Source organism: Brachyspira pulli (genome assembly GCF_036997785.1).
GTDB lineage: Bacteria > Spirochaetota > Brachyspiria > Brachyspirales > Brachyspiraceae > Brachyspira > Brachyspira pulli.
In genome coordinates, this window is sequence record NZ_JAWLQI010000031.1 from 13,216 (window position 1) to 38,345 (window position 25,130).

Consider the following 25,130-nt stretch of genomic DNA (forward strand, 5'->3'; position numbering starts at 1 on the left):
CATCAATTATAATGGCTTATGTATTACTTTTATACATTTTTTACAGCAAAATGAACAAGTATAATAATATTAAACATAAAAAATATTTGGATTTTAAAAGAAAGGGGGTTAAAAAAGTATCACCCTGAGAAAAAAAAATGCAGCAGGGTGATAAGGAGGTTTATGAAAAATTGTATTAATTTAACAATACCTGTAAATTATATACAAAATTGCACAAATGTCAATATTTTTTTGGCAGTTTTTTATTAAAAAATTAATTATGAAATATTAGACACTATTTCATTAATTTCAGAGAATAAATGAGAACCGCTCTTTAATTCATCTTCAACTTTATCTCTTCCATGTATTATAGAAGCATGGTCTCTATTAAACTCCAACCCTATTTCTGTAACTGATTTTTTAGAGTATTTACAAGCCAAATATATAGCAACATGTCTTGCTTTTGATATAAATTTAGTTCTTTCCTTGCTTTCAAAAGATGACATTTCTATTCCATAATAATCAGCAACCATTTTCTTGATTTCTTTAACACTGGCATTTTTTAATTTTGGCTTACCAGTGAAATAGTCTTTAAATATATCCATTTTTTCGCATTGCTCAATATCTGGAGTTATTTTCATCAAATCTCTTACTGATAAATATGCTCTTATAGCACCTTCAATCTTTCTTACATCTGTAGTAATATTTTCTGCCATATACTTCATAATATCTTCATCTATAGAAGTATGAAGGTCAAATAATTTTCTTTCTATAATAGCAAGTCTTGTTTCATATTGAGGAGGCTCTATTGAAAGAATAAGGCTTTTTTCAAATCTGTTTTTTAATCTTGCTTCTATATTTCTTAATTCTTTAGGTGGCTTATCACTTACAAATACCATCTGTTTTGCAGCACTATCTAAAGCCTGAAATATTTCAAATAATTCTTTTGAAGTTTCCTGAGCACTTTCTAATAACTGCAAATCATCTAATAAAAGCATATCCAAATCTTTATACTTCTTTTTGAAAATATCCGGTCTTTTTCTTTGAAGTCCTAATACATATTCATCTCTGAATCCGCTTCCATCTATATATAATACTTTAGCATTTGGGTTTGAATCTAAATAAGTATTTCCTATAGCCTGAAGCAAATGTGTTTTACCTATTCCAACGCTTCCATATATATAAAGAGGATTATATTCCTTTCCGGGATTAGATGATACATATTTAGCTGCCGCAAATACATATCTATTATTATTGCCTTGAATAAAATTATCAAATCTATAATAGCTATTTAAATTTGTTTTATTAGCAGGTACATCTTTTTTTACTGCATTTATTTCATTAGAATTATCTTTAGAATCATTCTTTACATCATCTTCATATTCTTCAATTTCTTCTATTTCTAAATGTTCATTAACAAGATCTGCATCTACTTTAACATCTATATTTATAGTATTTTCAGACTTCTCTCTAAAGAAATCTTTTATTCTTCCAAGAAAGTCTTTCTTTATATGAGTAGCTGCAAAATCCCCAGAGCATACTATACTAGCATTATTTTCATCATCAACAATGAAAAGACTGCTTTTTAATAATGCAACCGCTGCAAACTCCTCATCTTCACTTATAATATTTAAAAATTCATTCCAGTATTGTTTTATTTCTTCCATTTTTATCATCTTTCTAATGTAAATTCTAACAATTTTATCTTCGGTATTTGCCAACAAAAGTATAGAATTTAATTAACATAATATCTGTATAAATAACACTAATAAAACAATTTGTAAGACAAGACTAACAATATATAAATAAAAAATATTTTTTTAATTTATATAGTTATTTATTTAAATATACTAAACGCACTAGAATCAGTATATGAAAAATATATTAATCAATAGGTATAATAAATCTAGTTTCAGGTTCAAAACTCCATTGAACTTGCCAAGTATTACCATAAAGTTGATCTAATAAAATAAAAGTATACATATTTGCTGTAGGATATAAAGTAAATCTTCCAGGTGATTTTTCTTTTCCTCCTGAAAGATCCTCAGTATTTAATTCTACAGTAAAACGGTCATCACCATTTACATCATATTGAAGTATCCATATTTTACCTGTAGTAGTTTCTAATTTTAGAAAAGTCCACATATTAGTAGTTCTAAATAGTCTATATTTTGCTGATGCAGATTGTGAAGGCTCATAAATTGTTGTTTGTGCATTTAAAGTTATAGCATAAAAAATAAATAAAATAATAAAAATTTTAATCCTAGACATAAATACCCCAATAAATTAAAATAATTTATATAAATGATATAACTAATAAAAATAATTTCAACCTTAGATATACTTAATTTATTTTATTCTCATATAAAATATTTTTTAAGCAAGTATTTATAATAAGTAACTTACTGAAATATAACTAATTATAAATTACTTAAAATATTATCTAATTTTAAAATATTATCAGCAATTTCTTTTACATAATCATTATCATTACATTTTTCAGCATCTATATACCAATAATATAAATATGTTTCATCATGTTCTTGTAAATCTAAATTAGGAAATCCTTTTATTAAAATCTTTTTAAATTTTTCATTTTTTATATTACTTAAAGTTTTTTCATCTAAACCATTATTATAAATTCCAAATAATAACCACTGACTATCATTATCTTGTCCAACCTCTAAAATATTTAATATATCTTCCTTATCTCTATAATATTTATAAATACTATGACACCAATTTTGATTAATTATATTATTTATTATTTTTTCTTTTTCTTCACATACAAAATCATTATTTTTATTCATTATATTCTTAATATTTTCTATAAAAAGAAATTCATTTTTAAATTTTAATTCAATTATTTTTATGTTTAAAACATCTACCACACTATTAAATAATTGCAAATATTCTTCTAATTTATCAACATCTATATTTTCATCTTTGTTTATTATTTCTTCATCTATTATTTTTAATATTTCATTTCTTGTCATTTTTAATCTCCTTAAAATTATCTTCTTCTAACAAGTAAATTATATAATTCAGTATAATCTTTATAGATTTCGTCTAATTTTTTATCAAAAGTTTCATCATTGAATTCTATATTTTTTGAATATAAAAGTTTTCTCTTATGCTCTATAACTTTATTAAGTGTTTTTGATATTTCATTTTCTAATTTTAATAATTTTTGTTTATTATTTTCATCGTATGTAGATAGACATAATTTTATATTATCATGAGTATTTGAAATATAGAGATAAGTGTTAATTTTTTCAAAGGGTATACAATCACAATGATGTTCTGTATTATCTAATAAATATTCATATATAGTGTCTTCATCTGTTGCATCTATTTTACCACTATATATATTTAATAATTTTTCTTGCAATAATATAGTGAATTTAACATCTTCCTCTTTTCTGCTTTTTAATATATCTAATTTTTTATCTCTTATTTTATCACTTATAATATCTTTTGCATTATTATATATTTCTATATATTCATCATATTTTGCAGTCTCTTCTATACTTTTATATAACTTATTAATATTTTCATCTTCAAGAAGAATTTTATTAATTGCTTTATTGTCAGGTTCGATTCCAGATAAATAATTTTCATTTTGAATAAATTGAATCATAGCAGATTCTAATACTTTATAGTCTTTCTCTTTTGCTATTAATTTAATAAACATTTCATCTTTTAAAATACTTTCAAGCCATGAAGCTATAAAACTATGAGGTATACAAAAAAGATTATTACCTATTTCTTTTTTTAATTCATTATTTAAACTATTTTCAGATGGTTCGTATCCATATCTAGTTAAATAAACTACATATATATTTTTTATCTTTCTATTTTTTATATCATTATAATAATCAGCAATTTGATTTTCCCCATTATCTCCGCTGTTAACTTTATTTTCTATTATTACAGCATAATTTTTTTCATTATCCCATATAAGCAAATCTATAAATTTATTCTTTTGCGTTTGAAATTCTTTTTTTACTTCAAATTTGCTTCCGTCTAATGTATTATTTTTATATTATCCACATCAATATTTTTGTTAATATTTACTTTCAATATATCATATAACATTTGAGAGTTAAATTTTTCTTGTTCTGAAATTAAGTTAAATATATTTATATAAGGAGGATTATTAGTAAGTTTTTCAAATATTGATTCTTTTTTTGATATGATATGTTTGAATAATTTTGTTTTTATTTTTTCATCTTCTTGAAATTTTTTGATTATAGTTTTTAACATTATATTATCCGTATTAGCTTTTATATATATTATATTTAAATGATTAAGTTTTGTCAAAAAATATTTTTTAATTTTTTTATTTAGTGATTGCCAATGATTTTTGTAAACATAAAAGCAAAAACTTTTTTATTAATATATACCTAAACAACTATATTCTGTCAAAAATAATTTTTTTAAATTTTAAATATCTGCAGGGCTTTGCCCTTACGAAGTATACAGCGTGCAGCACCCCACTTCTTTTGCAACCGAAGGAAGTTCCTATGGTATTGCCACAAAGAAGCTTATATCCTCGACAAGCTCTGATACGCTTCGCGAAGGGCTATATTTTAGCTTAAATTGATAATTTATATTACATGTAAAACAATTTTAGTATGATTTAGTACTAATTTTATAATTGCACTTTTTGGTTCTTTTTGCGGCGGGAAAAAGAACAACAAAAACATTGACAAACTTAAAAATTTTCAGTACATATAAAAAAAGAAGAGAGCTAAAAATAATTAACTCTCCTCTTACTTTAGTAACTTTTTAATTTACTATTTTAGTATTATCTTTTTAATTTTCTGCCTTCTTTATCAGTGAATTTGTCTAGTATTATCATTACTATGTCAATGATATACCATATACCAAAACCACCGGCAGTAAGCCAATACAGTATACCTGTTCCTATTTTTCCAACATAGAACCTGTGTACTGGCAAAAGTATTGCTAAAATTAATGTTACAGTCCAGCTCTTGTCTGAAGTTTCCATATAACTCTCCTCAAAGTTTATTTACCATACTATTGTATACTATATTATAAAAAAATGCAAATAAAAAGGCTGACATGTAAAAAATAATGCCAGCCTCCAATATATATATGATGACTCCTATAAACAGCTAATATATTATTACCCTATTATATTATTTGATTTCATATATTCTATGGTACTGCTTATTCTATTCATACAATCTTTTATTTTATTTATTGAACAAGCACAATTAATTCTAAGAAAAGTTTTTCCTTCTTCACCGTAAGTAGAACCAGTCATTATGGCAACCTTACCTATTTCTATCAAATATTTCTGAAAAACTTCTTCAGATACATTCAATTTAGAAAAATCTACCCAAGCAAAATATGCACCGTCCGGCATATTACAGCTTAACATAGGAATATTTTTATTTAAATAATCAATTATATATTTTATATTATTGCTTGTATATTTTAAAAGTTCATCAACCCAGTAATCGCATTTATTATAAGCTGTAATAGTTGCTATCACTCCTAATATAGATGGAGAAGATAAAGCATCTCTTTCTTTTAATATTCTTAAAAATTCATTTCTGTCATTTTCATCTTTTATAAATAAATAAGAACCGCCTAAAGCTGGAATATTAAAAGTTTTTGAAGCAGAAGTACATAAAACCATATTCTCATAATCAGATGCAGCAAATATTGGAATATGTTTTTTATTATATACTATATCCATATGTATTTCATCGGATATTATATATACATTATATTTCTTACAAATATCTATTATCTTTTTTAATTCATCAATATCCCAAACTTTTCCAACTGGATTATGAGGCGAACAAAATATAAAAACTTTAGATATTTTACATTTTTCTTCAAAATCATTGAAATCTACTTCATATTTTAAATCAGATTTCTTTAATGAAGAAAATATTATATTTCTATTATTAGCTTTTATAGTTTTAAAAAAACCGTCATAAGCTGGAGCTAATATTAATACATTATCATTAATATTAGATTTCATTCTTATAAAATTTGATACGGCATATATTACGCTAGGACTATATACTATATCATCTTTATTGATATTAAAATTGAATCTCTTTTTATACCATAACTCTATTGAATTTTTAAAATCATCATGATTCCATCTGCTGTAACCGAATATTTTATGATTTACTCTATTTATTAAAGATTCTATTATTTCATCAGGAGAAGCTAAATCCATATCTGATATAGTAAACGGCAAAAGATCATTAACACCAAATCTATCTTTGATATAATCCCATTGTGTACAATAAGTGCCTTTTCTGTTTATAATAGTATCAAAATCCATAATACTTTCCTCGTCAAATATTTGATTAAATTATATTGCTGCATAATTACTTAATAAATTTCATTATTTTTAATTATGCAGCAAGTATTCAAGTATTTATATAATATAATTAGCTTTTTATAAGTTTATCCAATTTATTTTTAACAACATGTACTTGAGGGCCTATAATTATTTGAAGATTTGTTTCATCTAATTTTACTATAGCTATAGCACCAGTAGCTTTTATTTCTTCTTCATTTATTACACTCATATCTTTAACAACTAATCTAAGTCTAGTAATACAGTTGTCAAGTGAAACTATATTTTCTTTACCGCCAATAGCTTTTAACATTCTTTCAGCATCATATCCGCCAAGTTTTACACTGTCGCCTTCAGCAATAACTTCTCTTCCAGGAGTTTTCAAATCAAATTTTAATATAGCAAATTTGAATACAAAATAGTATATAGCAAACCATACTACACCAACAACAGGCACCAAATACCAATTAGTTCTTGTACCTTGTAATACTCCGAATACTATGAAGTCAATTAAATTTCCATCAGTATTTCCTATAGCAACCTTTAATATACCCATAGTCATAAATCCAAGTCCAACCATTATACAGTGGAATATATAAAGAACAGGAGATATAAACAAGAATATAAACTCTAAAGGTTCAGTGATTCCGCCTATCATACAAGCTATTACACCAGATGTTAATAAACCTTTAATTTTATTTTTATTCTCTGGTTTTGCAGTATGATACATAGCAAGTGCTACTGCAGGAAGTCCGAATAAATATGAAGGCATTTTTCCTTGAGATAAGAATCTAGTAACATTAGGATCCAAAATACCATTTGCAAACTCTTTATAGAATATAGTTAAAGCTCCTGATACAGTTTCTCCATTGATAACAGCATCACCGCCTGCTGAAGTAAATCTAATCATAGCAACAAGTATATGGTGAAGTCCGAAAGGTCTTAATAATCCTTCTCCTGTACCAAATAAGAATGGGCCGAAAACACCTGCTTTTCCTATTAAATTACCAACACCTATAATTAATTTATTGAAAGTAGGCCATATAAAAGGTATTAATAAACTTATTACGCCAACTATAACTGAAGTAGCAATAGGTACAAATCTTGCACCGCCGAAGAATGCTAATGCATCAGGAAGTTTGATTTCATGGAATTGATTATGTATTTTAGCAACTATAATACCTATTAAGATACCGCCTAATACACCAATATCTATACTTTGTATACCCATTACCATAGCTTGACCTGCAGCTTTCATATCTTCTGGTGCTGCTAAAGTACCAGTAGCTTTTAATAAGAAATTAACAGCTAAACATGATATAACAAATCCCACATATCCGGAAAATGCTGCAACACCTTTATCATCTCTTGCAAGTCCTAATGGTATAGCTATTGCAAACATAGCTGGAAGATTTGAAAATGCAAAAGAACCTATTGTTGCCATAAATTCAAAAAATACTCTTATAGCTGGTATTTTCAAAAACGGCAAAACTTCTGCTGTTACAGAACTAGCAAATGAACTTCCTATTCCAAGCATAATACCGCATGCGGCAAGTAAAGAAACAGGAAGCATAAATGTTTTTCCTAATCCTTGGAAAAATTCCCAAAAATTAACTTTCTTATTCATATTACATACCTCAACACTTTAATTTATTAATACATTGTTCATATTTAGCATGCAAAGAATTAAAAATCAATATAAATAATATTTCACTTTTTTTTGAATTTTTTTGTATGGCTTATTTGTTATAATATTTTTCTATTACTGATATAATATTTTCAGATGATTTTTGATTTATGATTTCTTCTATTAATTCATCATATTCAGAAAGCTTCATTATTTGAGATACTATTTTTAAATGTTCTGTTTTATTATTGGCTATTATAAATAATAAAATATTAGCTTCTTTATTATTTATTATAACTGGTTTATCGCAAATAATTAAATGTACACAAGATGTATTTTCAGAACTATTTATATTTGTATACATATTGCTAATGAGAAATATTTTTTCTTTTATAAAAAAATATTGTCCGAATTCATTTAATATATTAGTGAATACATCAATATCTTTATTCTTAATATATTTATCACTAAGAAAATTATTTACAATATTTTCTATACTCATATTATTTTTTACAATATTTTCTATACTCATATTATTTTTTACAATATGAATATTTTTTCTTCTTAATTTTTTTGAAATATCATAAACATCTCTCACATCATTATAAATGAATTTTGAAAATTTCTTTTTTATTTTTTCTATTAAAATTTCTTTATTATTATAATTTTTATCTATTATTTTGATAAGTTCTTTTAATGAAATTTTATCATAAGGATAAATATACTTCTCTATAATTTTTGATATATAATAAATTTCTTCTTCCCTTAAAGGCTCCTGCAAATATGACATATTATTATTTACACATAATTTAACTTTATTAAATATATCAATATCTAAATTATCAAAATCTAGTTTATTATCTATACAAAAATTATTTTTTATTCTATATATTGCAGGCAAAAGATATCTTATAAGCTCATTTACAAGTTCTTCATCTATAGGAATATTCATACATTCTAAAATTTTTAATATAAATCTCTCTGATATTATTTTATTCTCATAGAAATGCTCATTATAATATTCGCTTATAAAATATTCAGTCAAGTGAAGTATTTCATATTTATAACTATTATTTTTATTCAATAAAAAATGATTAAATATAGATTTTATTTTTTTATATTCAGGAAGTTTAATTAAAAAATCAGCATTATTTTTTTGATTTATTATATGATTACTTTTTATTCTTTCTAATGTAGCTATTAAATATATAGACATTATATTTTTGAATTTATTAGAAAATTTTGATTTAAATTTCTTTTCAACTTCAAGTATTATAGTATTTATAACATTAATATCTATTTTGTTAATATATTCTTTTAATATAGATAATTCAATTTTTTCATTCGGATATATTGTCTTCACATAATTAACTTCATTTGATTCTATACTAACATACTGAAGCATATTCAAAAATTTTAAATGCCTTAATTTCTTTTCATTGCCGCCCAATATTATTTTATTAACATCTAAATAAAAATACAAATCAAAATTATTAAGATACTTTTTCAAATCATTAATATCATTTTTAATTGTAGTTCTGCTTACATTTAAAAATCTTTCTAATCTTGATATAGTTACATTATTTTTAAAAAGAAAATTAAATAAAATATATTGCTTTCTTTCCTCCTGAGATAATAAATATTCTCTTATAGGTATTTTGTCAATAAAAGAAATCAAGGCATTATCATCTATACCGAAATAGAGTTTTCCATTTTTTATATATATTTCAGGCATTGAATATTCTTTTAAATAATAATTAATATTATCAATATAATATCTCACAGCCCTAGTAGTAATTTTATACTTTTCTACTAATATATTTATAGATACTGGATTATTATTAATTTCTGTTAATATATCCAAATAAACTTTAGTCAAACTCATATTTTTTATTTAAATTAGTTTAATGCTTTTAATTCCTCTACTTCTTTAGCAAATAATTTCAAAGCACTTTCTACAACTTCAGGCTTAGTCATATCAACACCAGCAACTTTTAAATTCTCTATAGGAGTTCTGCTTCCTCCGCTTCTTAAGAATTTCAAATAATTATCTCTGTTTGTGTAGTCGCCTTTAGCATTGCCTTCAAGCACACCATTAGATAAAGCAACAGCAGCTGACATACCAGTAGCATATTTATAAACATAGAATGAGCGGTAGAAATGAGGTATTCTCAAAGCCTCTAAATCGCTTGTTTCTTCAAGTACTGATTTCTCTCCAAAATATTTTTTGAGTAAATCTTTGTAAACTGTTCTTATAAGTTCTAATGTTGTTGGATTTCCTTCTTCTGCTTCTTTATGAATTATATGCTCAAACTCTGCAAACATAGTTTGTCTGAATACAGTAGCAACAAATCCATTTATATCTTTATTAAGTAAAAATGCTTTAACTTCTTTTTTACTTTCATTTTGCATTAAATAATTAAATAAAAGTTTTTCATTGAAAGTAGATGCAACTTCAGCTTCAAATATACTATAATCATGATGCTGGAAAGGATTATTTTTTCTGCTGTAATAGCTATGCATACTATGTCCTGCCTCATGTGCTAAAGTAAATACTGATTCAATACTTTCATCTCTGAAATTCATCAATATATAAGGCTCTGATACATAACAGCCTGCTGAGAATGCTCCGCTTGTTTTACCTTTATTTTCATATTTATCAACCCATCTTGAATTAAGACCTTTTGTTAAAGTTGATACATATTCTTCTCCCAATGGTGATAAGGCTTTATTTAAAACTTCTATTGCTTCATCAAATGTATGATGCAACTTAACATCTTTTACCACTGGGGCATATTTATCATATTGTCTGAAATCATTTATACCTAATTTATTAGCACAGTATTCATAATAACTATGTACTGCTGGCAAAGCATTATGAACACTTTCAATTAAACTGTCATAAACGCTTACTGGTATATCATCACCGAATAATTCCATTTCGCGTACACTGTTATAATTTCTTATTCTAGCATCGAATATATCCTGTTTTATTTGGCTTGCATAAAGCTCTGCTAATGTATTTTTATGCTTGTCATATTCTTTATAAAATTGATTGTAGCTATTTTTTCTTATTTCTCTGTCATGGCTTTCTTGGAAACTTGAGAATGTTGCATGAGTTAATGGAGTTTTCTCTCCGTTATGCTCTAATACTCCAAAATTTAAATCAGCATCATTTAAAGTATCAAATACATTTGAAGCTGTTGAAGCTAATTCTCCTTGTAAAGCTAATATTCTTTCTTCTTTTTCTGATAATGTATGAGGCTTATATTTAAGTATATTTCTTAAATAAATTAAATAATCTTTCAAAACTTCATCTTTCAAAAAACTATTAATCTTTTCATCTTCTATGCTCATAAGTTCAGGCTCAAAATAACTTAAATTAGCAGAAAATTCTGATGAAAGTTTAGCAAATCTAGCTACTTTTATATTAGAATCATTATTAGTTAAATCTTCTGTCTGTTTTAAAAATGCATAAGAACCTAGCTTTTCCAATATTATAGAAGCTTTCATTATACTGTCTAATATATCCCTTAATTCTTTTGCTGATTTTGAAAGATTTCCTTTAAACTTACTAACCTCTTTTGAAAAATCTTCCATTGATTTAAAATCTTTTTCAAACTCATCATCATTTTTATATAATAAAGTTAAATCCCAAGTATCTTCTATTTTTACATCTTTTCTTTCTATTAAAGTGTTTGATTTATTTTCATTACTCATATAATATTTACTCCTTAATAATATTGTTTATAAAAACATATTTTATTAGTATTTGTAAATTATAACATAATATAGTATTTTACAAAATAAAAAATAAATATATACTGAAAATTTTTAAGTTTGTCATTTTTTTATTCAACTTTTTCCCGCCGCAAAAAGTTGCAAAAAGTGCAAGGTATAAAATTAGTACTAAATCATACTAAAATCATTTTACATGTAAGATAGGTTATTAATTTAAGCTAAAATATAGTCCTTCGCGAAGCGTATCAGAGCTTGTCGAGGATATAAGCCTCTTTGCGTCACCACCAAGTAGGTGCCTAATCGGTAAAAGAAGTGGGGTGTAGGGGCAAAGCCACCACAAACAATAAAATTGACAAACTAAAATTGACAAAATATAGTTGTTTAGGTATATTATATAATAGTATAAAATATTTATTTTTGGAATATTATTTTGGAACAATATATTATTGTCAATGAAAAAACGATTAAAGAACAAATTACTAAATTAAACGAAATTATAAAAAATAATAATTTGTATAAATTAAGTGATGAATTAGAAAAAATATTATATAATGAATTAAAATCTGGAAACACAATAAGAGAAATTTCAGTTGGAGGATTTGAAGATAAAGAACATTTATTTATTTTTTTAAATAAACCTTTTATTGAAAAAGTAATAAAAGATACTAAAAATACAAAGTATATAGAAATTAATGATCCTCATTATTGGAAGGCAGAATATACAGATATACAAAATAAACAAACTATAGCCTGTCCTTTTTAAAAAATGATAACATAAGGAGATTTATAATGGAAAAATTTAATTTGCAAGATATGGAACAAGTAATGACTTTTTATCTAATATTCAATTTTATAATATTAGTATGTTTAATATATATTATAATTTCTTTAATTTTTAGAATACTGTCAAAAAATAAAAATAAAGAAAATATAAATAATAAAAAAGACAAATCCAAAAACAAAAGAAAGAAGAAAGATATTATAGATTTATTCTGGACAGAAGATAAAGACAGTAAATCAAGAACAATTTTTAAAAGAAGCTTTTTCGTAATATTTATTATCTTTACATTATATTATATATTTAATTCTATCAATTTTATAATGTCTAATATAGATATAGTAAAAAAAGTTTTAAAAATAGAATAATCGATATTTATTTTGCTCCATTTATGTTATAATCGAAATATAAGAAAATATATGGAGGCAGTGTATGAAAAGAGGTTATATAATAATGAGTATTTTATTATCTGCATTACTGACTAATGTATCATGCAATTCTAATAACAAAAGAGTATATCCTGAAGGCGAAATTGATTTTACAATAGTACAAACAACAGATATTCATGGAATGATTTTTCCGTATAACTTCATAACAGATGAAGAAGAAAACACTTCAATGGCTCATATATCTACATACTTAAAACAGTTAAGAAATGAAGGAAAAACTGTTTTATTATTAGACGATGGCGATTCACTACAAGGACAGCCTACAGTTTATTATTATAATTTTGTAGCTACAAATGAGCCTCATATATGGGCAGAAGTTTTAAATTATATGAATTATGACGCTATAGGAGTGGGAAATCATGATATTGAAGCAGGACATAGCGTTTATGATAAACTTGCCAAAGAATTAAAAGCTCCTTTAATTTCTGCAAACTTAGTAGATGAAAAAACTCAGAAACCATATTTTAAACCTTATACTATAATAGAAAAAAATGGTGTAAAAATAGCTGTACTTGCACTTATAGAACCTGCAATAGACAGACAGCTTCCAAAGGTTTTATATGAAGGCTTATCTACAGAAGATATGGTGGAATCAGCTAAAAAATGGGTAAAAACTATAAAAGATAAAGAAAATCCTGATATGATTATAGGGCTTTTCCATGCTGGAGCTAATCATACTGAAGATAAAGAAACATTCAAAAATGAAAATGCAAGTCAATTAGTTGCAGAACAAGTTGATGGTTTCGATTTAATACTTGTCGGACATGACCATCAAGGCTGGATGGGGTTTGGTTATGATGAAACTTCAAAACAAAAAACTAAAGAAGTAAAAAGTCCAAGCGGAAAAATAGTTCCGATATACGGCGGAATTAATGCGGCAAGATATATAGTTTCTATAGATGTAAATATGAAATATAATAAAGATAATAATGCTTGGGATATAAAATTCGACGGTACTTTATTAGAACCATCATCATTTGAAGCAGATAAAGAATTTTTAGATAAATTTGCAAGTGCCAAAGAAAATATCACAAAATGGGTTGGCAGAGATATAGGCAATTTGAACACTAAACTTACTTCTGATGAAGCTATATTTGGTGATAGTTATTTTTTAAGCTTTATACATCAATTACAATTTGAAATAGCTGAAAAAGAATTAGGAGAAAAAGTAGATTTCTCTTTTGCTGCCACATTAAGTAAAGATGCTGTATTAAATAATGGTACTGTTAAAGTAAGAGATATGTTTAGTTTATATCCTTATGAAAACTTTTTCTATGTGATGAAATTAACAGGAAAACAAATAAAAGATTTTATGGAATATTCTTACGGCAGATGGTTCAATACTATGACTAATATTAATGATCATGTTATAGCATTCAAAAAAGACGCTAAAGGAGAATTAATATTTAATAACAGATACAATTCTTATGATACTGTTACACCTAGTTATAATTATGAAAGTATTGCTGGATTAAATTATACTGTAGATATAACAAAACCTAATGGTGAAAAAGTTATAATAGAATCATTAAGCGATGGAAGACCTTTTGAATTAGATAAAGAATATAAAATAGCAATTAATTCTTACAGAGGAAGCGGCGGCGGCGGACATCTTACACAAGGTGCCGGCATAGATTTAAAAACTTTACAAAATATGGATCTAGTTATAAAATCTACTGATAAAGATTTAAGATATTATATGATTAACTGGTTTGAGGAACAAAATGGCCCTATTACTGTTGAAAAACTTAATAACTGGAAAGTAGTACCAGAAGATTATCTTCAAGCTGGAATGAAAAAAGACTATAAGCTTTTATATCCAAATAATTAATCAATAACAATAAAAAAGCAGAGGCTGTTATTTTCAGCTTCTGCTTTTTATTATATTAAAACAATTTTTAGTTTACATTAAAATTACTTCTTTTTTAATTCGTCTAAATATCCGGACTCTTCAAGTTTTTGTTTAAACTCTGCTTCAGATAAGATATTTTTTATACCTATTAACTTAATACCTTTATCTTCTACATATTTGAATTGGTCAATAAAATTGATAGGACAGAAAATCAAATCATATTTTTCTAAATTATTATTGTTCAAATCAGAGTGCTCAATTTCTAAATTTTCTACGCCTAATTTTATTAAAGACATTTGAGCTTTTTCTTGCATCATCAAACTTGTACCAGTACCATTTGCACAAATAACTAACACTTTTAACATAATTAATCTCCTTTTTAATTTAAATTAAATTTAAAATATCTTCTTCTTGCAAATCTTCTTTTATCAATTTAGATATTTTTTCATTATCGCATAAAAAATCTGCAAGTTCTAATAAAGCATCTTGATGACCATTAGAGTCTTCAGCAGCTAAAGTAAAAAATAAATAAACTTTCTCCTCTGTTTGGTAAAAATCTACACCATTTCTTACTTTCAATAAACTAAAACCTTTTTTTATTACCCCGTCCTCAGGTCTTGAATGAGGCATAGCTACATTCTCTGTTAAAACTATATAATTTCCATATTTATAAACATTATCTATTATAGCCTGAATATATCTTTTTTCTATACAACCGCTATTTAATAAAGGTTCAGCTGCAATACGTATAGCATCTTCCCAATTAGAAACGCTATCAACTATTTTTATATTATTTTGTAATAATTCTTTTAACATTTTTCTACATTATCGATAAAATAATAGGGCTTCTTAACCCAAAGCCCCATTATTTCATATAAAATTAATTTTTATTTGTTTTCTTCTTGCATTAAATTATATATATGTTCTACTATATCAAAACCAGCATTCAAAGCTTTAGCAATAGAACCGCCGGATTTATATAATATATCTCCAGCTATATATAAATTCTTAACAGAACATTCATGTTTTTCATTTACTATAGGTACGCCATGTTCATCTAACTCTATATCACATCTCTTTAAGAAGTCAACTGGTGCTACACCGCCTAAAGCGTATATAACTCTGTCATAAACATCTTCTGTGCCATCAGCATAATTTACTAAAACTTTTCCTTCTTTATCTTTAATAGAAGTTATATCTACACCTAATTTTGGCTTAACTTTTCCGCTGGCAATATCTTCCTTAATAGTTTCTAAATTCTTTTCATTAGGTCTAGTAAATTCAGCCTTTCTATAGTTGATAGTAACATCATTATCTTTACCTAATAAATAAGCATATTCAACAGCTGAATTACCGCCTCCAACTACTAATACTTTCTCATTTTCTTTACATTTATAAATATTAAAATTTACAACTGCGTTCAAGCTTGGAGGTATAGGATAATCTGGTCTATTTGGTCTGCCCATTTTACCTATTGAAGCTACTACATATTTAGCAAGATATTGTTTATTATCAACTGTAGTTACTTCTAAATATTCACCGTTTTTCTTTATAGATTCTACTTCAGTATTGAACATAGCTTCTATATAGTTTCCAAATAAACATTCACTGAATAAATCTAATACATCACCTTTAGTTGCAGTTTCAAATTTAATATTTCCTTTTAAATCTAAAGTTTCACCTTTATAATCTTTATCAACTCTTTTATCATCTTTATAAAATTTTCTGATAGTAGTAGAATGGTTATCGCCTTTTTCTATTAAAAGAACTTTAGACATCTTTAATATAACAGCCTCAACAGCTGAAGCAATACCGCCAGGACCGCCTCCTACTATAATTAAATCATATATATTATCCATAGATTTACTCCTTTTATTTTCAAAAAATATAATTATTCTTTGCTTAAAATAAAACAATATTTAGAAAAAATACAAATATAAAATTTAAAAAACTGCTAAAATTAAACATCCAAATTCTTAACGTATCTAGCATTGGCTTCGATGAAATCCCTTCTAGGTTTTACTTCATCGCCCATAAGCATAGAGAATAATTGGTCAGCCTTTTCTGCATCTTCAGTTAATACTTGATACATAAGTCTAGTTTCAGGATTCATAGTAGTTTCCCATAATTGGTCAGCATTCATCTCACCCAAACCTTTATATCTTTGTATATCATATTTTCTGTCTTTATTCTCAGCAAGTATTTTATCTCTCTGTTCATCAGAATAAGCATAAATAAAATTCTTTTTATCAAAACTTATTTTGTACAAAGGAGGAACTGCTATAAATATATGACCTAAATCTATTAAAGGACGCATATATCTAAAGAAGAATGTTAGAAGTAAAGTTCTTATATGTGAACCGTCGATATCGGCATCAGCCATAATAATAACTCTGCCGTATCTTATTTTTGATATATCAAAAGAAGCTCCTACTCCACAGCCTAATGCCGCAATTATAGGTTTCAAACTTTCATTATCTATTATTTTATCAAGTCTAGCTTTTTCAACATTTAATACTTTACCTCTTAAAGGAAGTATAGCTTGGAAATGTCTATCCCTTCCGCCTTTGGCAGTACCGCCTGCAGAGTCTCCCTCTACAAGATATACCTCACATTTATCAACTTCCTGCTCTGAACAGTCAGCCAATTTTCCAGGCAAAGAATCACTTTCTAATGCATTTTTTCTTCTAGCTAAATCTCTAGCTTTTCTAGCTGCTTCTCTAGCTTGAGCTGCAGATATAATTTTTTCCAATATAGCTTTTATAACTTTTGGGTTTTGTGAGAAATAATCATTCAAACCTTCAACTACAAGTTTTTCTGTTACCGCTCTAACTTCTGTATTACCTAATTTAGTTTTTGTTTGTCCTTCAAATTGAGGATTAGGTATTTTTACAGATACTACAGCAACTAAACCTTCTCTTGTATCTTCACCCATAAATGTTATTTTATTTTTCTTGTCTAATTCAAGTTTTTTAGCAAAATCAGTATAAACCCTAGTTAAAGCAGTTCTAAATCCTACTAAATGCGTACCGCCTTCAGTTGTATTGATGTTGTTACAATAAGTAAATATATTCTCATTATAAGAATCAACATACTGCATAGCTACTTCTACATCTGTTTTTTCTTCTGTTTTATGTAAATATATAGGTTTATCATGTAATGGTTTTTTATTTTCATTAAGGTGAGTTATAAACATTTCTATACCACCCTCATAATAAAACTCATTACTTACAACTTCTGATTCTCTTTTATCTATAAGAGTTATTCTAATACCTCTGTTTAAGAAAGCTAATTCTCTTAATCTATTAGCAAGTATTTTATAATCATAAACTGTAGTTTCAAATATCTCAGGATCTGCTTTAAATGTTACAGTAGTACCAGTTTTATTGCTTGTACCTACCTCTTTAACAGGTTCTTCAGGTACTCCTCTATGATATACTTGTCTGTATAATTTACCATCTTTATTAACTTCAGCAATAAGTTCTGTACTTAAAGCATTAACAACGGATACACCTACACCATGCAAACCGCCTGATACTTTATATGTTTCATTATCGAATTTACCGCCAGCATGCAATTTAGTCATAACAACTTCTAAAGCTGAAATTTTAAGCTTCGGATGCATATCTACCGGTATTCCTCTACCATCGTCTTCTACTTTGATGATATTGTCTTTTTCTATAGTAACGGTTATATTCTTACAATATCCTGCCATAGCTTCGTCTATACTATTGTCTACAACCTCATATACTAAGTGATGCAAACCTTGTGCACCTGTAGAACCGATATACATACCAGGACGTTTTCTAACAGGGTCTAGTCCTTCTAAAACTTGAATGTTCTTGGAACTATATGTTTTTTCTGCAGCAGCCATATTTGTAATATCCCTCTTATATTTTATTTTAAAACTTTATTTCTACTATTATACAATGAATAACTAAATATTACAAATTTAAATTACAGTATTTTCATATAAAAATGTTAGAATACTCTAAATTACGTATAAAAAGTATAATATTCTTGTAAAAAACTTATATTTATTAATATTTTTAAACAAAAAATAAGATTTACTATAGACTTTAATATATAGCCATTTTTATAAAACATAAAAAATATTATACATTTTCAACAGCTACTTTAATACAGTTATCCTCTTTCTTATCGAATATTTTATAACCTTTCAATATATCATCTAATTTTACTCTATGAGTGATAAGCAAATCAGTATTTATTTTTCCTTCTGAAATTAGCTTTAAAATTTCATCGCTATGAACAGCATCAACTCCGCCAGTTTTGAATATTAAATTTTTGCCATACATAATATTTAAAGGAAGTGATTGAGGCTTTTCATACATAGCAACCAATGCTACTACAGAATTAGGTCTAGCAATTCTCCAAGCTAAATCAAATGTATTCTCCCCTCCTGCAGCTTCTATTGTACCGTCAGCAAGTCTTCCATTATTAATATCTTTTATATATTCTTCTATACTATTATTTTTATTAGGGTTTATTGTATAATCTGCTAAATTATTTTCTTTTGCAATACTCAATCTATTTTCATTTATATCAATAGCTATTATTTTTTTAGCACCGAATATTCTAGCACTCATCATAGCACAAAGCCCTACAGGTCCGGAACCTATTACAGCAACAGTATCATTGTTCTTTATATCACAAAGTTCAGCCCCAAAATAACCGCTTGCCAAAATATCACCTACGAATAAAGCATTTGAATAAGATACATTTTCTGGAATAATATTTAATGACATATCAGCATAAGGAACTCTCACATATTCAGCCTGACATCCATTAATGCGGCATCCTATTTCCCAACCGCCTTTTTCGCAATTATTTATAAAACCATTTTTACAGTAATAACATTCTCCGCAAAAAGTTATACAGTTGGCTGAAACTCTATCTCCTATACTTAATTTTTTCACATCGCTTCCTACTTCTATAACTTCACCTACAAATTCATGTCCTAAAACAATATTCTCTTTAGCTCTTGGAACAGCTCCGTTTATTATATGAAAATCACTTGTGCATATACTAGATAATGTAACTTTAACTATTGCATCTTTACTATCAATTATTTTTGGATTTTCTATTTCTTTTAATTCTATTTTTTTATTTCCTAAATAAACTAAACCTTTCATAATTATTTCCTATTCATTAAATAAATATATTATAATTTTATATATACTGAAAATTTTTAACTTTGTCAACTACTAGCCGTAGCGGCAACCCGCACGGTATCGCTTATTCTTAATGAATGTCATTTATACGTGCGGCTGATTACTTATTATTGTACAAAAAATTATAATTTATCTTACAGTTAAAACATATTTCAACAATATTAACTAATATTTTATATTATGAAAAATTATAATTTACATTTATAAAATATAAAAATTGACAAAATATAGTTGTTTAGGTATATATGGGTTAAATAAACTTTAAATAATTATAGCCATTTCTATGTAATTATTTGTTAGTATTTCATAACTATAATTTGTAAAAAATATTTCGCAAACAACCATATATATTCAATAAAAATTTGTGTAATTATTTTAAATACTATTTTACATGTATTACTTTATAAAATCATACATGTAATTTATTATTATATGTATAATTTTAATATATTTTTATATATCATTATTGACTTTTTATGTACAATATAATATTATATTCTATATATTTGGAGTCAATAATGAAAGATTATGTCAAAATATATAATGCTTTAGATGAAAAGCAGGCTAGAACTGAGAAAGAGAGAATAGAAAAATTACAAGCAAATGGTTTATATCCGCATAGTTTTGATTTTCCTATGACATTACAGTTTGAACTTACATCTCATTGTAATGTGTACTGCAAACATTGTTACAACTATTCTGGTGAAAACAATACTTCAAAAGATGCTATGACACCTGAAAAATGGATAGAATTTACAAAATATATAGTAAAAAATGGCGGTATATTTGAATGTATTATATCTGGAGGCGAACCTCTTTTATTAGGTGAAGATTTATTTAAAATAATGGATATACTTCATGAAGATGGTGTTTATTTTTTGCTTATAACTAATGGTTTTTTACTAAATAGTGAAAAAGTCAAAAGACTATCTAAATATAGATATCATTGGCTTCAGGTTTCAATAGACGGAGCAGATGCTAAAACTCATGATGAATTTCGTCGAAGAGAAGGCAGTTGGGAAAGAGCAATAGATGCTGCATTTATGGTTTCTGCTGCTGGTATTCCTTTAACAATAGCACATTCAGTTACTCCGTATAATTTAAAAGATGTAGATAAAATGTGTGATTTAGCTTACTCTTTAGGAGCTTCAAATATAATATTAGGTGAAATAAATTTAAGCGGCAGGACATCAGAAAATAAAGATTTATTGTTAAATAGAGAAGAACATGCTTTGCTTTTACAGAAGTATGAAGAAAATTTTAATAAATATTTAGGTCGTATGCTAATACAGCGTTCTCTTAATACAAAATATTCTATTAATAAATATATAACAAGACCAAATTCAGGTTTAATAATACGTCCTAATGGTGATATGCGTCTTGATTGTATGGTTCCTTTTGTTATAGGTAATGTGCTTAAAGATGATTTTGTAAAAATATGGAAAGAAAAAGGAATCTCATGTTGGTCTGATCCTAAAATATTAGAATATGCTTCAAGTTTTAATGATGAAGATATAAGTACTATGATTACTAATTATGCGGATAAAGATATACTTATATAAATAAGGAGTTATTATGAAAAAATATCAAAAACCATATTCTATGTCAATAATTGATTTTGAAAAACCTAATGAATACGGAATTATTCCTGCTATTGCTGCTGCTATAGCTCCATTAACAGCAGCGGTTGGTGCTGCTGCAAGTAGTGTTGGAGGAGCAGCATTGGCAGCTGCAGCTGGAAGTGTAGCTGCAGGAGCTGCTGTTGGATTGGCTTCTAAAGGTATTGCAACTTCAGGTAATAAAAATGTATTTAATAATCCGCTTGATTCATTAAATCCTATAAAAAATGTTTAATTTTAAGGAGTTGTTATGAGAAAATATCAAAAACCTATTTCTAAAGCATTTAATGATTTTGAAAAGCCAAATGAGTATGGTATTATTCCAGCTATAGTCGCTGCTGCCGCTGGATTGGCTTCAGCTGTTGCTGCTGCTACTCCTTCATTAATTGTAGCTGGACAAGCCCTTGGAGGAGCTGCTGGAGCAGTAGCAGGATATAAAGCTGCTACTGCTATGATGAAAAAAGATATAGAGGCTTTATCATATAATTCTATCCCTACTTTAAATCCTATCATAGTTAAGGATTGATTTTATGAATATGTTCGATAAAATGAATCAGCTGATACCTATTAAAACTTGTCTAAAATTTAGAGAAAATGGAGATTTTTTAATAGTAATGAATGCCGAATCTAAAATATATTATTTGAATGATACAGCAAGATTTGTATACGAAAATATTGACGGTAGTAATTCTATTGAAAATATATTTGATATGCTGAAAAAAGAATTTGAAATTACTTCTGATATGGAAGAAGAAGTAAAAAATGATGTTGTCAATATTATTAGAGATTTTCAATGGCAGAAAATTATAGAACTAAAAAAAATCTCTGCTTAATATATTTTTTGTCATATTTATTTTTTATAAAAATCTATGAATGAAAAGTTTCCTTGTATCAAATGCGGTTTATGCTGCCAAAAGGTAAATTTAATAGAAGAAGTATCTTATTTAGATAGTGGTAACGGTGTCTGCAAATATTTAAAAAATAATTTATGTCTTATTTATGATGATAGACCTTTTTTGTGTAATTCAGAAAAAGTATATTCTAAATTTTATTCTCATTTAACTAAAAAAGAATATTATGTCACGATGTTAAAATATTGCATTGCTATAGCAAATGATTTTAGAAGAGAAGATTTGGTTTTTGAATTGGAAAAATTACTAAATGAGTATAAGTAAAAGTTCATAAGAAATTATATTTTTTAATTTTAATATTTGTTTGGCTTTATTCGGTACTCTACTATTTTTACAGATATTCCACATAAGTACATTTAATATTAGTATAATATATTTAATAGTTAATATAAAATCTACTGATTTAATTATTAAGTCTAAAATCCCATATCATTAATACTAATAAAGTATAAATAAATCTTTCTGATACTTTTTCATTATTTTCATTATAGAATTTAATATTTATTTTTACTTTATCTTTATAATCGATACTATCTTCAGCATCTATACTTATATCAAAAGCATCTCCATTATTTATTTTTAAATTATATTCTTTAACTGTGCCATAGTCCATATAACTAGGAATCATTGAATACCTATCACCGAAAGCCTTAAAAGTACCATAAGCTATTTCAATGTTTTGTAATTTGTTTATTTCATTTTCCAAATTATTTTTATCTAATTTTATTATGTTTAATTGATTGATTGGCTGAACTAATTCATAATCTTCTAATTGACACTTCCATTTGTTTATAGTTTCTTCATTCATTTCTATAGGGCTTGCTAAACCTATAAAGCTGTCATCATTAATTTTAATTTCTTCATCATCAGAATTTGAATAACTTCCATCATTATTATATCTGAATGTAGTTAAAAACAAATTATCTTTATCATATAAATTCCAAATAAGCGAAGAAGAAAATTTATTCATTAAAGGATTATCAATAAATATTTCTTTAAAAAGTTTATAATTATATTTCTTTTCATACATTAATGATTTATACAATTTTAAAGAAAGTTTCTTTATAATATCAGGAATCTCTTTTTTTATGTATTTAATTTCTTCTTTTATATTATCCTCAAAATTTTTAGGCACTGATTTTAATATTTTATTATTTTTTATATCAAATACATTTACAGAATAATCACTATTTAAAATCAATTTATAATCATCATTGATAATTTTTTCGCCTTTTAAATCAAATCCGAAATTTGAAGTAAATTTCAATTCTAAATCTTCAAGAGATAAATGTTTTTCTTTTGATATTTCTTTTAATAAATGTAATGCTGAACTGCGTATTTCATGTTTTTTAGCTTTTGAATAAATATCATACAATAGTTTTATAGCATAATCAGTAATCTCTGTAATTTCTATTGAAGATAAAATCATTAAAAAGAATTTAGAATCTTTTTCTTTCTTATATATTTCTCTTAAAGCCTCATCACCTCCATACAAACTATAAATAATTGCTGTGGTTTCCTTGTATGTTTCTTTATAAATATTTTTAGCAAAAGTCAAAAAACTTTCTTTATCAAGTAAATTAATAATAGAGTCTATTTCAATCAAATGATAAATATCTCTTTTTAATTCTAAATATTTTAAGTATATATATTTTATCACTTTTATATCAACTTCTCTCGATTTATCTTTTATTAATACATTACAATTTTCTATATAAGAAACTTTTGCATCATCTTTTTTCTTTAATTTTTTATTAATACTTTCTTCATACTTTTCAATATTATCAAATAATTCATAATTAAGAAATTCTTTTAAATCATTATAATAAAGATTTTCTAATCTTGTTTTAACCGCTTTAATTTTTTTATTATTACTTGTCTGTGCTATTTCATAAATTTCTTTTATATTTTTTTCTAAAACAGTTAAAACATTAATATTAGAAAAAGTATATAAATATAAAATCCATTTCAAACTTAAACTACTAACTGCACTATCATCAAAAATATTATCGATTATAACTTTGTCATTAAGCTCCCAAGTATCAAGAGAAGCATATTCTTTGAAACCGCTATTATAAAACATAGCAGACATAGAATTAACATTGCTTACATTCCATTTATCCAAAGGCTTATTAAAACTTTCAGATCTCCAAAACATAGAATTCATACTTTTTACATTTGAAGTATCCCATTTATCTAAATCCTGATTGAAACTTTTACAGCCTTCAAACATGTCGCTCATATTTTCAACCTTTGATATATCCCAATCATTTAAAGGCTGATTGAAATTATGACAATCTCTAAACATAGCCGTTAAATGTCTTACCTTTGATATGTTCCATTTATTCAAAGGCTGATTAAAATTTTCACACCCATTAAACATTTCTATTACTATTGCCAAGCTAGATGTATTCCAATTATTTATATTCTGATTAAAATTAGTACAACCCTTAAATATTCCATTCATATATTCAATATTTGAAGTATCCCACTTATCTAAAGGCTGATTAAATTCCTTACATCCATCAAACATATAAATTGCATTTTTTACTTTTGACATATTGAAATGATTTACACTCTGATTAAAATTAGTACAGTTTCTAAACATATATTCAGTATTTTCTAAA

24 protein-coding genes are annotated in these 25,130 nt (G+C 25.8%); 8 read left to right on the top strand and 16 right to left on the bottom strand.

Annotated elements, in window-relative coordinates; genetic code table 11:
* Nucleotides 1-257: 257 nt before the first annotated feature.
* From dnaA to pepF, 10 genes are all read right to left on the bottom strand, one after another.
* Nucleotides 258-1,646, bottom strand: coding sequence for a chromosomal replication initiator protein DnaA (dnaA, locus tag R4K56_RS08340; protein ID WP_335757426.1), 1,389 nt, complete (start codon nucleotides 1,644-1,646; stop codon nucleotides 258-260).
* Nucleotides 1,647-1,863: 217 nt separating this feature from the next.
* Complete coding sequence (locus R4K56_RS08345) at nucleotides 1,864-2,250, bottom strand: hypothetical protein (protein ID WP_335769932.1); 387 nt, start codon at nucleotides 2,248-2,250, stop codon at nucleotides 1,864-1,866.
* A 149-nt stretch (nucleotides 2,251-2,399) separates the two neighbouring features.
* On the bottom strand, nucleotides 2,400-2,975 hold the full coding sequence (locus R4K56_RS08350; protein ID WP_335772336.1) for a hypothetical protein: 576 nt from the start codon (nucleotides 2,973-2,975) through the stop codon (nucleotides 2,400-2,402).
* A gap of 17 nt (nucleotides 2,976-2,992) precedes the next feature.
* Nucleotides 2,993-3,952, bottom strand: coding sequence for a PD-(D/E)XK nuclease family protein (locus R4K56_RS08355; protein ID WP_418233758.1), 960 nt, complete (start codon nucleotides 3,950-3,952; stop codon nucleotides 2,993-2,995).
* 53 nt (nucleotides 3,953-4,005) lie between these two features.
* Complete coding sequence (locus R4K56_RS08360) at nucleotides 4,006-4,245, bottom strand: hypothetical protein (RefSeq protein ID WP_335772337.1); 240 nt, start codon at nucleotides 4,243-4,245, stop codon at nucleotides 4,006-4,008.
* Between the two features lie 544 nt (nucleotides 4,246-4,789).
* On the bottom strand, nucleotides 4,790-4,993 hold the full coding sequence (locus tag R4K56_RS08365; protein WP_335757425.1) for a TM2 domain-containing protein: 204 nt from the start codon (nucleotides 4,991-4,993) through the stop codon (nucleotides 4,790-4,792).
* A gap of 138 nt (nucleotides 4,994-5,131) precedes the next feature.
* The gene (locus R4K56_RS08370) at nucleotides 5,132-6,313 is read right to left on the bottom strand and encodes a MalY/PatB family protein (protein WP_335772338.1); all 1,182 of its coding nucleotides are present in this window, start codon (nucleotides 6,311-6,313) and stop codon (nucleotides 5,132-5,134) included.
* Between the two features lie 109 nt (nucleotides 6,314-6,422).
* Nucleotides 6,423-7,958, bottom strand: a complete 1,536-nt coding sequence (gene malX / locus R4K56_RS08375) for a maltose/glucose-specific PTS transporter subunit IIBC (protein ID WP_335772339.1) — start codon at nucleotides 7,956-7,958, stop codon at nucleotides 6,423-6,425.
* A gap of 112 nt (nucleotides 7,959-8,070) precedes the next feature.
* On the bottom strand, nucleotides 8,071-9,843 hold the full coding sequence (locus R4K56_RS08380; RefSeq protein WP_335772340.1) for an HTH domain-containing protein: 1,773 nt from the start codon (nucleotides 9,841-9,843) through the stop codon (nucleotides 8,071-8,073).
* Nucleotides 9,844-9,857: 14 nt separating this feature from the next.
* Nucleotides 9,858-11,678 (bottom strand): oligoendopeptidase F, encoded by a 1,821-nt coding sequence (gene pepF, locus R4K56_RS08385; protein ID WP_335772341.1) that lies wholly within the window; start codon nucleotides 11,676-11,678, stop codon nucleotides 9,858-9,860.
* Between the two features lie 451 nt (nucleotides 11,679-12,129).
* Here pepF and R4K56_RS08390 point away from each other — a divergent pair, with 451 nt between their 5' ends.
* The 3 genes from R4K56_RS08390 (at nucleotide 12,130) to R4K56_RS08400 (ending at nucleotide 14,757) form a co-directional block, all read left to right on the top strand.
* Nucleotides 12,130-12,462, top strand: a complete 333-nt coding sequence (locus R4K56_RS08390) for a hypothetical protein (protein ID WP_335772342.1) — start codon at nucleotides 12,130-12,132, stop codon at nucleotides 12,460-12,462.
* Between the two features lie 26 nt (nucleotides 12,463-12,488).
* Nucleotides 12,489-12,845 carry a hypothetical protein gene (locus R4K56_RS08395; RefSeq protein ID WP_335772343.1) on the top strand — a complete coding sequence of 119 codons (357 nt, stop codon included), beginning with the start codon at nucleotides 12,489-12,491 and terminating at the stop codon, nucleotides 12,843-12,845.
* Nucleotides 12,846-12,909: 64 nt separating this feature from the next.
* A complete protein-coding gene (locus tag R4K56_RS08400; protein WP_335772344.1) occupies nucleotides 12,910-14,757 on the top strand; it encodes a bifunctional metallophosphatase/5'-nucleotidase in 1,848 nt (615 codons plus the stop codon).
* An 83-nt stretch (nucleotides 14,758-14,840) separates the two neighbouring features.
* Here the strand turns inward: R4K56_RS08400 and R4K56_RS08405 are convergent, their stop codons facing one another.
* From R4K56_RS08405 to R4K56_RS08425, 5 genes are all read right to left on the bottom strand, one after another.
* On the bottom strand, nucleotides 14,841-15,143 hold the full coding sequence (locus R4K56_RS08405; RefSeq protein ID WP_335760529.1) for a PTS sugar transporter subunit IIB: 303 nt from the start codon (nucleotides 15,141-15,143) through the stop codon (nucleotides 14,841-14,843).
* 19 nt (nucleotides 15,144-15,162) lie between these two features.
* Complete coding sequence (locus R4K56_RS08410) at nucleotides 15,163-15,594, bottom strand: PTS sugar transporter subunit IIA (RefSeq protein WP_297298970.1); 432 nt, start codon at nucleotides 15,592-15,594, stop codon at nucleotides 15,163-15,165.
* 71 nt (nucleotides 15,595-15,665) lie between these two features.
* On the bottom strand, nucleotides 15,666-16,637 hold the full coding sequence (locus R4K56_RS08415; protein ID WP_297298968.1) for an NAD(P)-binding domain-containing protein: 972 nt from the start codon (nucleotides 16,635-16,637) through the stop codon (nucleotides 15,666-15,668).
* A 101-nt stretch (nucleotides 16,638-16,738) separates the two neighbouring features.
* On the bottom strand, nucleotides 16,739-18,652 hold the full coding sequence (gene gyrB, locus R4K56_RS08420) for a DNA topoisomerase (ATP-hydrolyzing) subunit B (protein WP_335772345.1): 1,914 nt from the start codon (nucleotides 18,650-18,652) through the stop codon (nucleotides 16,739-16,741).
* A 241-nt stretch (nucleotides 18,653-18,893) separates the two neighbouring features.
* A complete protein-coding gene (locus tag R4K56_RS08425; RefSeq protein WP_335772346.1) occupies nucleotides 18,894-19,934 on the bottom strand; it encodes an alcohol dehydrogenase in 1,041 nt (346 codons plus the stop codon).
* Between the two features lie 557 nt (nucleotides 19,935-20,491).
* On the opposite strand from R4K56_RS08425, the gene R4K56_RS08430 reads away from it, so the two are divergent.
* Genes R4K56_RS08430 through R4K56_RS08450 form a run of 5 tightly spaced genes read left to right on the top strand, consistent with a single transcriptional unit; the run spans nucleotide 20,492 to nucleotide 22,767 of the window.
* Nucleotides 20,492-21,535, top strand: coding sequence for a radical SAM/SPASM domain-containing protein (locus R4K56_RS08430; protein ID WP_335772347.1), 1,044 nt, complete (start codon nucleotides 20,492-20,494; stop codon nucleotides 21,533-21,535).
* Nucleotides 21,536-21,548: 13 nt separating this feature from the next.
* Nucleotides 21,549-21,827, top strand: coding sequence for a hypothetical protein (locus R4K56_RS08435; RefSeq protein ID WP_335772348.1), 279 nt, complete (start codon nucleotides 21,549-21,551; stop codon nucleotides 21,825-21,827).
* Between the two features lie 15 nt (nucleotides 21,828-21,842).
* A complete protein-coding gene (locus R4K56_RS08440) occupies nucleotides 21,843-22,118 on the top strand; it encodes a hypothetical protein (RefSeq protein ID WP_335772349.1) in 276 nt (91 codons plus the stop codon).
* A gap of 4 nt (nucleotides 22,119-22,122) precedes the next feature.
* The gene (locus R4K56_RS08445) at nucleotides 22,123-22,425 is read left to right on the top strand and encodes a PqqD family protein (RefSeq protein ID WP_335772350.1); all 303 of its coding nucleotides are present in this window, start codon (nucleotides 22,123-22,125) and stop codon (nucleotides 22,423-22,425) included.
* A gap of 36 nt (nucleotides 22,426-22,461) precedes the next feature.
* Nucleotides 22,462-22,767: a YkgJ family cysteine cluster protein gene (locus R4K56_RS08450; RefSeq protein WP_335772351.1), complete on the top strand. Its 306-nt coding sequence runs from the start codon at nucleotides 22,462-22,464 to the stop codon at nucleotides 22,765-22,767.
* 139 nt (nucleotides 22,768-22,906) lie between these two features.
* On the opposite strand, the gene R4K56_RS08455 is transcribed toward R4K56_RS08450, so the two are convergent.
* Nucleotides 22,907-25,130, bottom strand: a 2,224-nt coding sequence (locus R4K56_RS08455) for a BspA family leucine-rich repeat surface protein (protein ID WP_335786901.1), incomplete at its 5' end; no start/stop codon positions are given.

Bases quoted from the DNA above. Each gene is read 5' to 3' on its own strand.
- dnaA (WP_335757426.1), bottom strand. From the start codon at position 1,646: ATGGAAGAAATAAAACAATACTGGAATGAATTTTTAAATATTATAAGT.
- R4K56_RS08345 (WP_335769932.1), bottom strand. From the start codon at position 2,250: ATGTCTAGGATTAAAATTTTTATTATTTTATTTATTTTTTATGCTATA.
- R4K56_RS08350 (WP_335772336.1), bottom strand. From the start codon at position 2,975: ATGACAAGAAATGAAATATTAAAAATAATAGATGAAGAAATAATAAAC.
- R4K56_RS08360 (WP_335772337.1), bottom strand. From the start codon at position 4,245: ATGTTAAAAACTATAATCAAAAAATTTCAAGAAGATGAAAAAATAAAA.
- R4K56_RS08365 (WP_335757425.1), bottom strand. From the start codon at position 4,993: ATGGAAACTTCAGACAAGAGCTGGACTGTAACATTAATTTTAGCAATA.
- R4K56_RS08370 (WP_335772338.1), bottom strand. From the start codon at position 6,313: ATGGATTTTGATACTATTATAAACAGAAAAGGCACTTATTGTACACAA.
- malX (WP_335772339.1), bottom strand. From the start codon at position 7,958: ATGAATAAGAAAGTTAATTTTTGGGAATTTTTCCAAGGATTAGGAAAA.
- R4K56_RS08380 (WP_335772340.1), bottom strand. From the start codon at position 9,843: ATGAGTTTGACTAAAGTTTATTTGGATATATTAACAGAAATTAATAAT.
- pepF (WP_335772341.1), bottom strand. From the start codon at position 11,678: ATGAGTAATGAAAATAAATCAAACACTTTAATAGAAAGAAAAGATGTA.
- R4K56_RS08395 (WP_335772343.1), top strand. From the start codon at position 12,489: ATGGAAAAATTTAATTTGCAAGATATGGAACAAGTAATGACTTTTTAT.
- R4K56_RS08400 (WP_335772344.1), top strand. From the start codon at position 12,910: ATGAAAAGAGGTTATATAATAATGAGTATTTTATTATCTGCATTACTG.
- R4K56_RS08405 (WP_335760529.1), bottom strand. From the start codon at position 15,143: ATGTTAAAAGTGTTAGTTATTTGTGCAAATGGTACTGGTACAAGTTTG.
- R4K56_RS08410 (WP_297298970.1), bottom strand. From the start codon at position 15,594: ATGTTAAAAGAATTATTACAAAATAATATAAAAATAGTTGATAGCGTT.
- R4K56_RS08415 (WP_297298968.1), bottom strand. From the start codon at position 16,637: ATGGATAATATATATGATTTAATTATAGTAGGAGGCGGTCCTGGCGGT.
- gyrB (WP_335772345.1), bottom strand. From the start codon at position 18,652: ATGGCTGCTGCAGAAAAAACATATAGTTCCAAGAACATTCAAGTTTTA.
- R4K56_RS08425 (WP_335772346.1), bottom strand. From the start codon at position 19,934: ATGAAAGGTTTAGTTTATTTAGGAAATAAAAAAATAGAATTAAAAGAA.
- R4K56_RS08430 (WP_335772347.1), top strand. From the start codon at position 20,492: ATGAAAGATTATGTCAAAATATATAATGCTTTAGATGAAAAGCAGGCT.
- R4K56_RS08435 (WP_335772348.1), top strand. From the start codon at position 21,549: ATGAAAAAATATCAAAAACCATATTCTATGTCAATAATTGATTTTGAA.
- R4K56_RS08440 (WP_335772349.1), top strand. From the start codon at position 21,843: ATGAGAAAATATCAAAAACCTATTTCTAAAGCATTTAATGATTTTGAA.
- R4K56_RS08445 (WP_335772350.1), top strand. From the start codon at position 22,123: ATGAATATGTTCGATAAAATGAATCAGCTGATACCTATTAAAACTTGT.
- R4K56_RS08450 (WP_335772351.1), top strand. From the start codon at position 22,462: ATGAATGAAAAGTTTCCTTGTATCAAATGCGGTTTATGCTGCCAAAAG.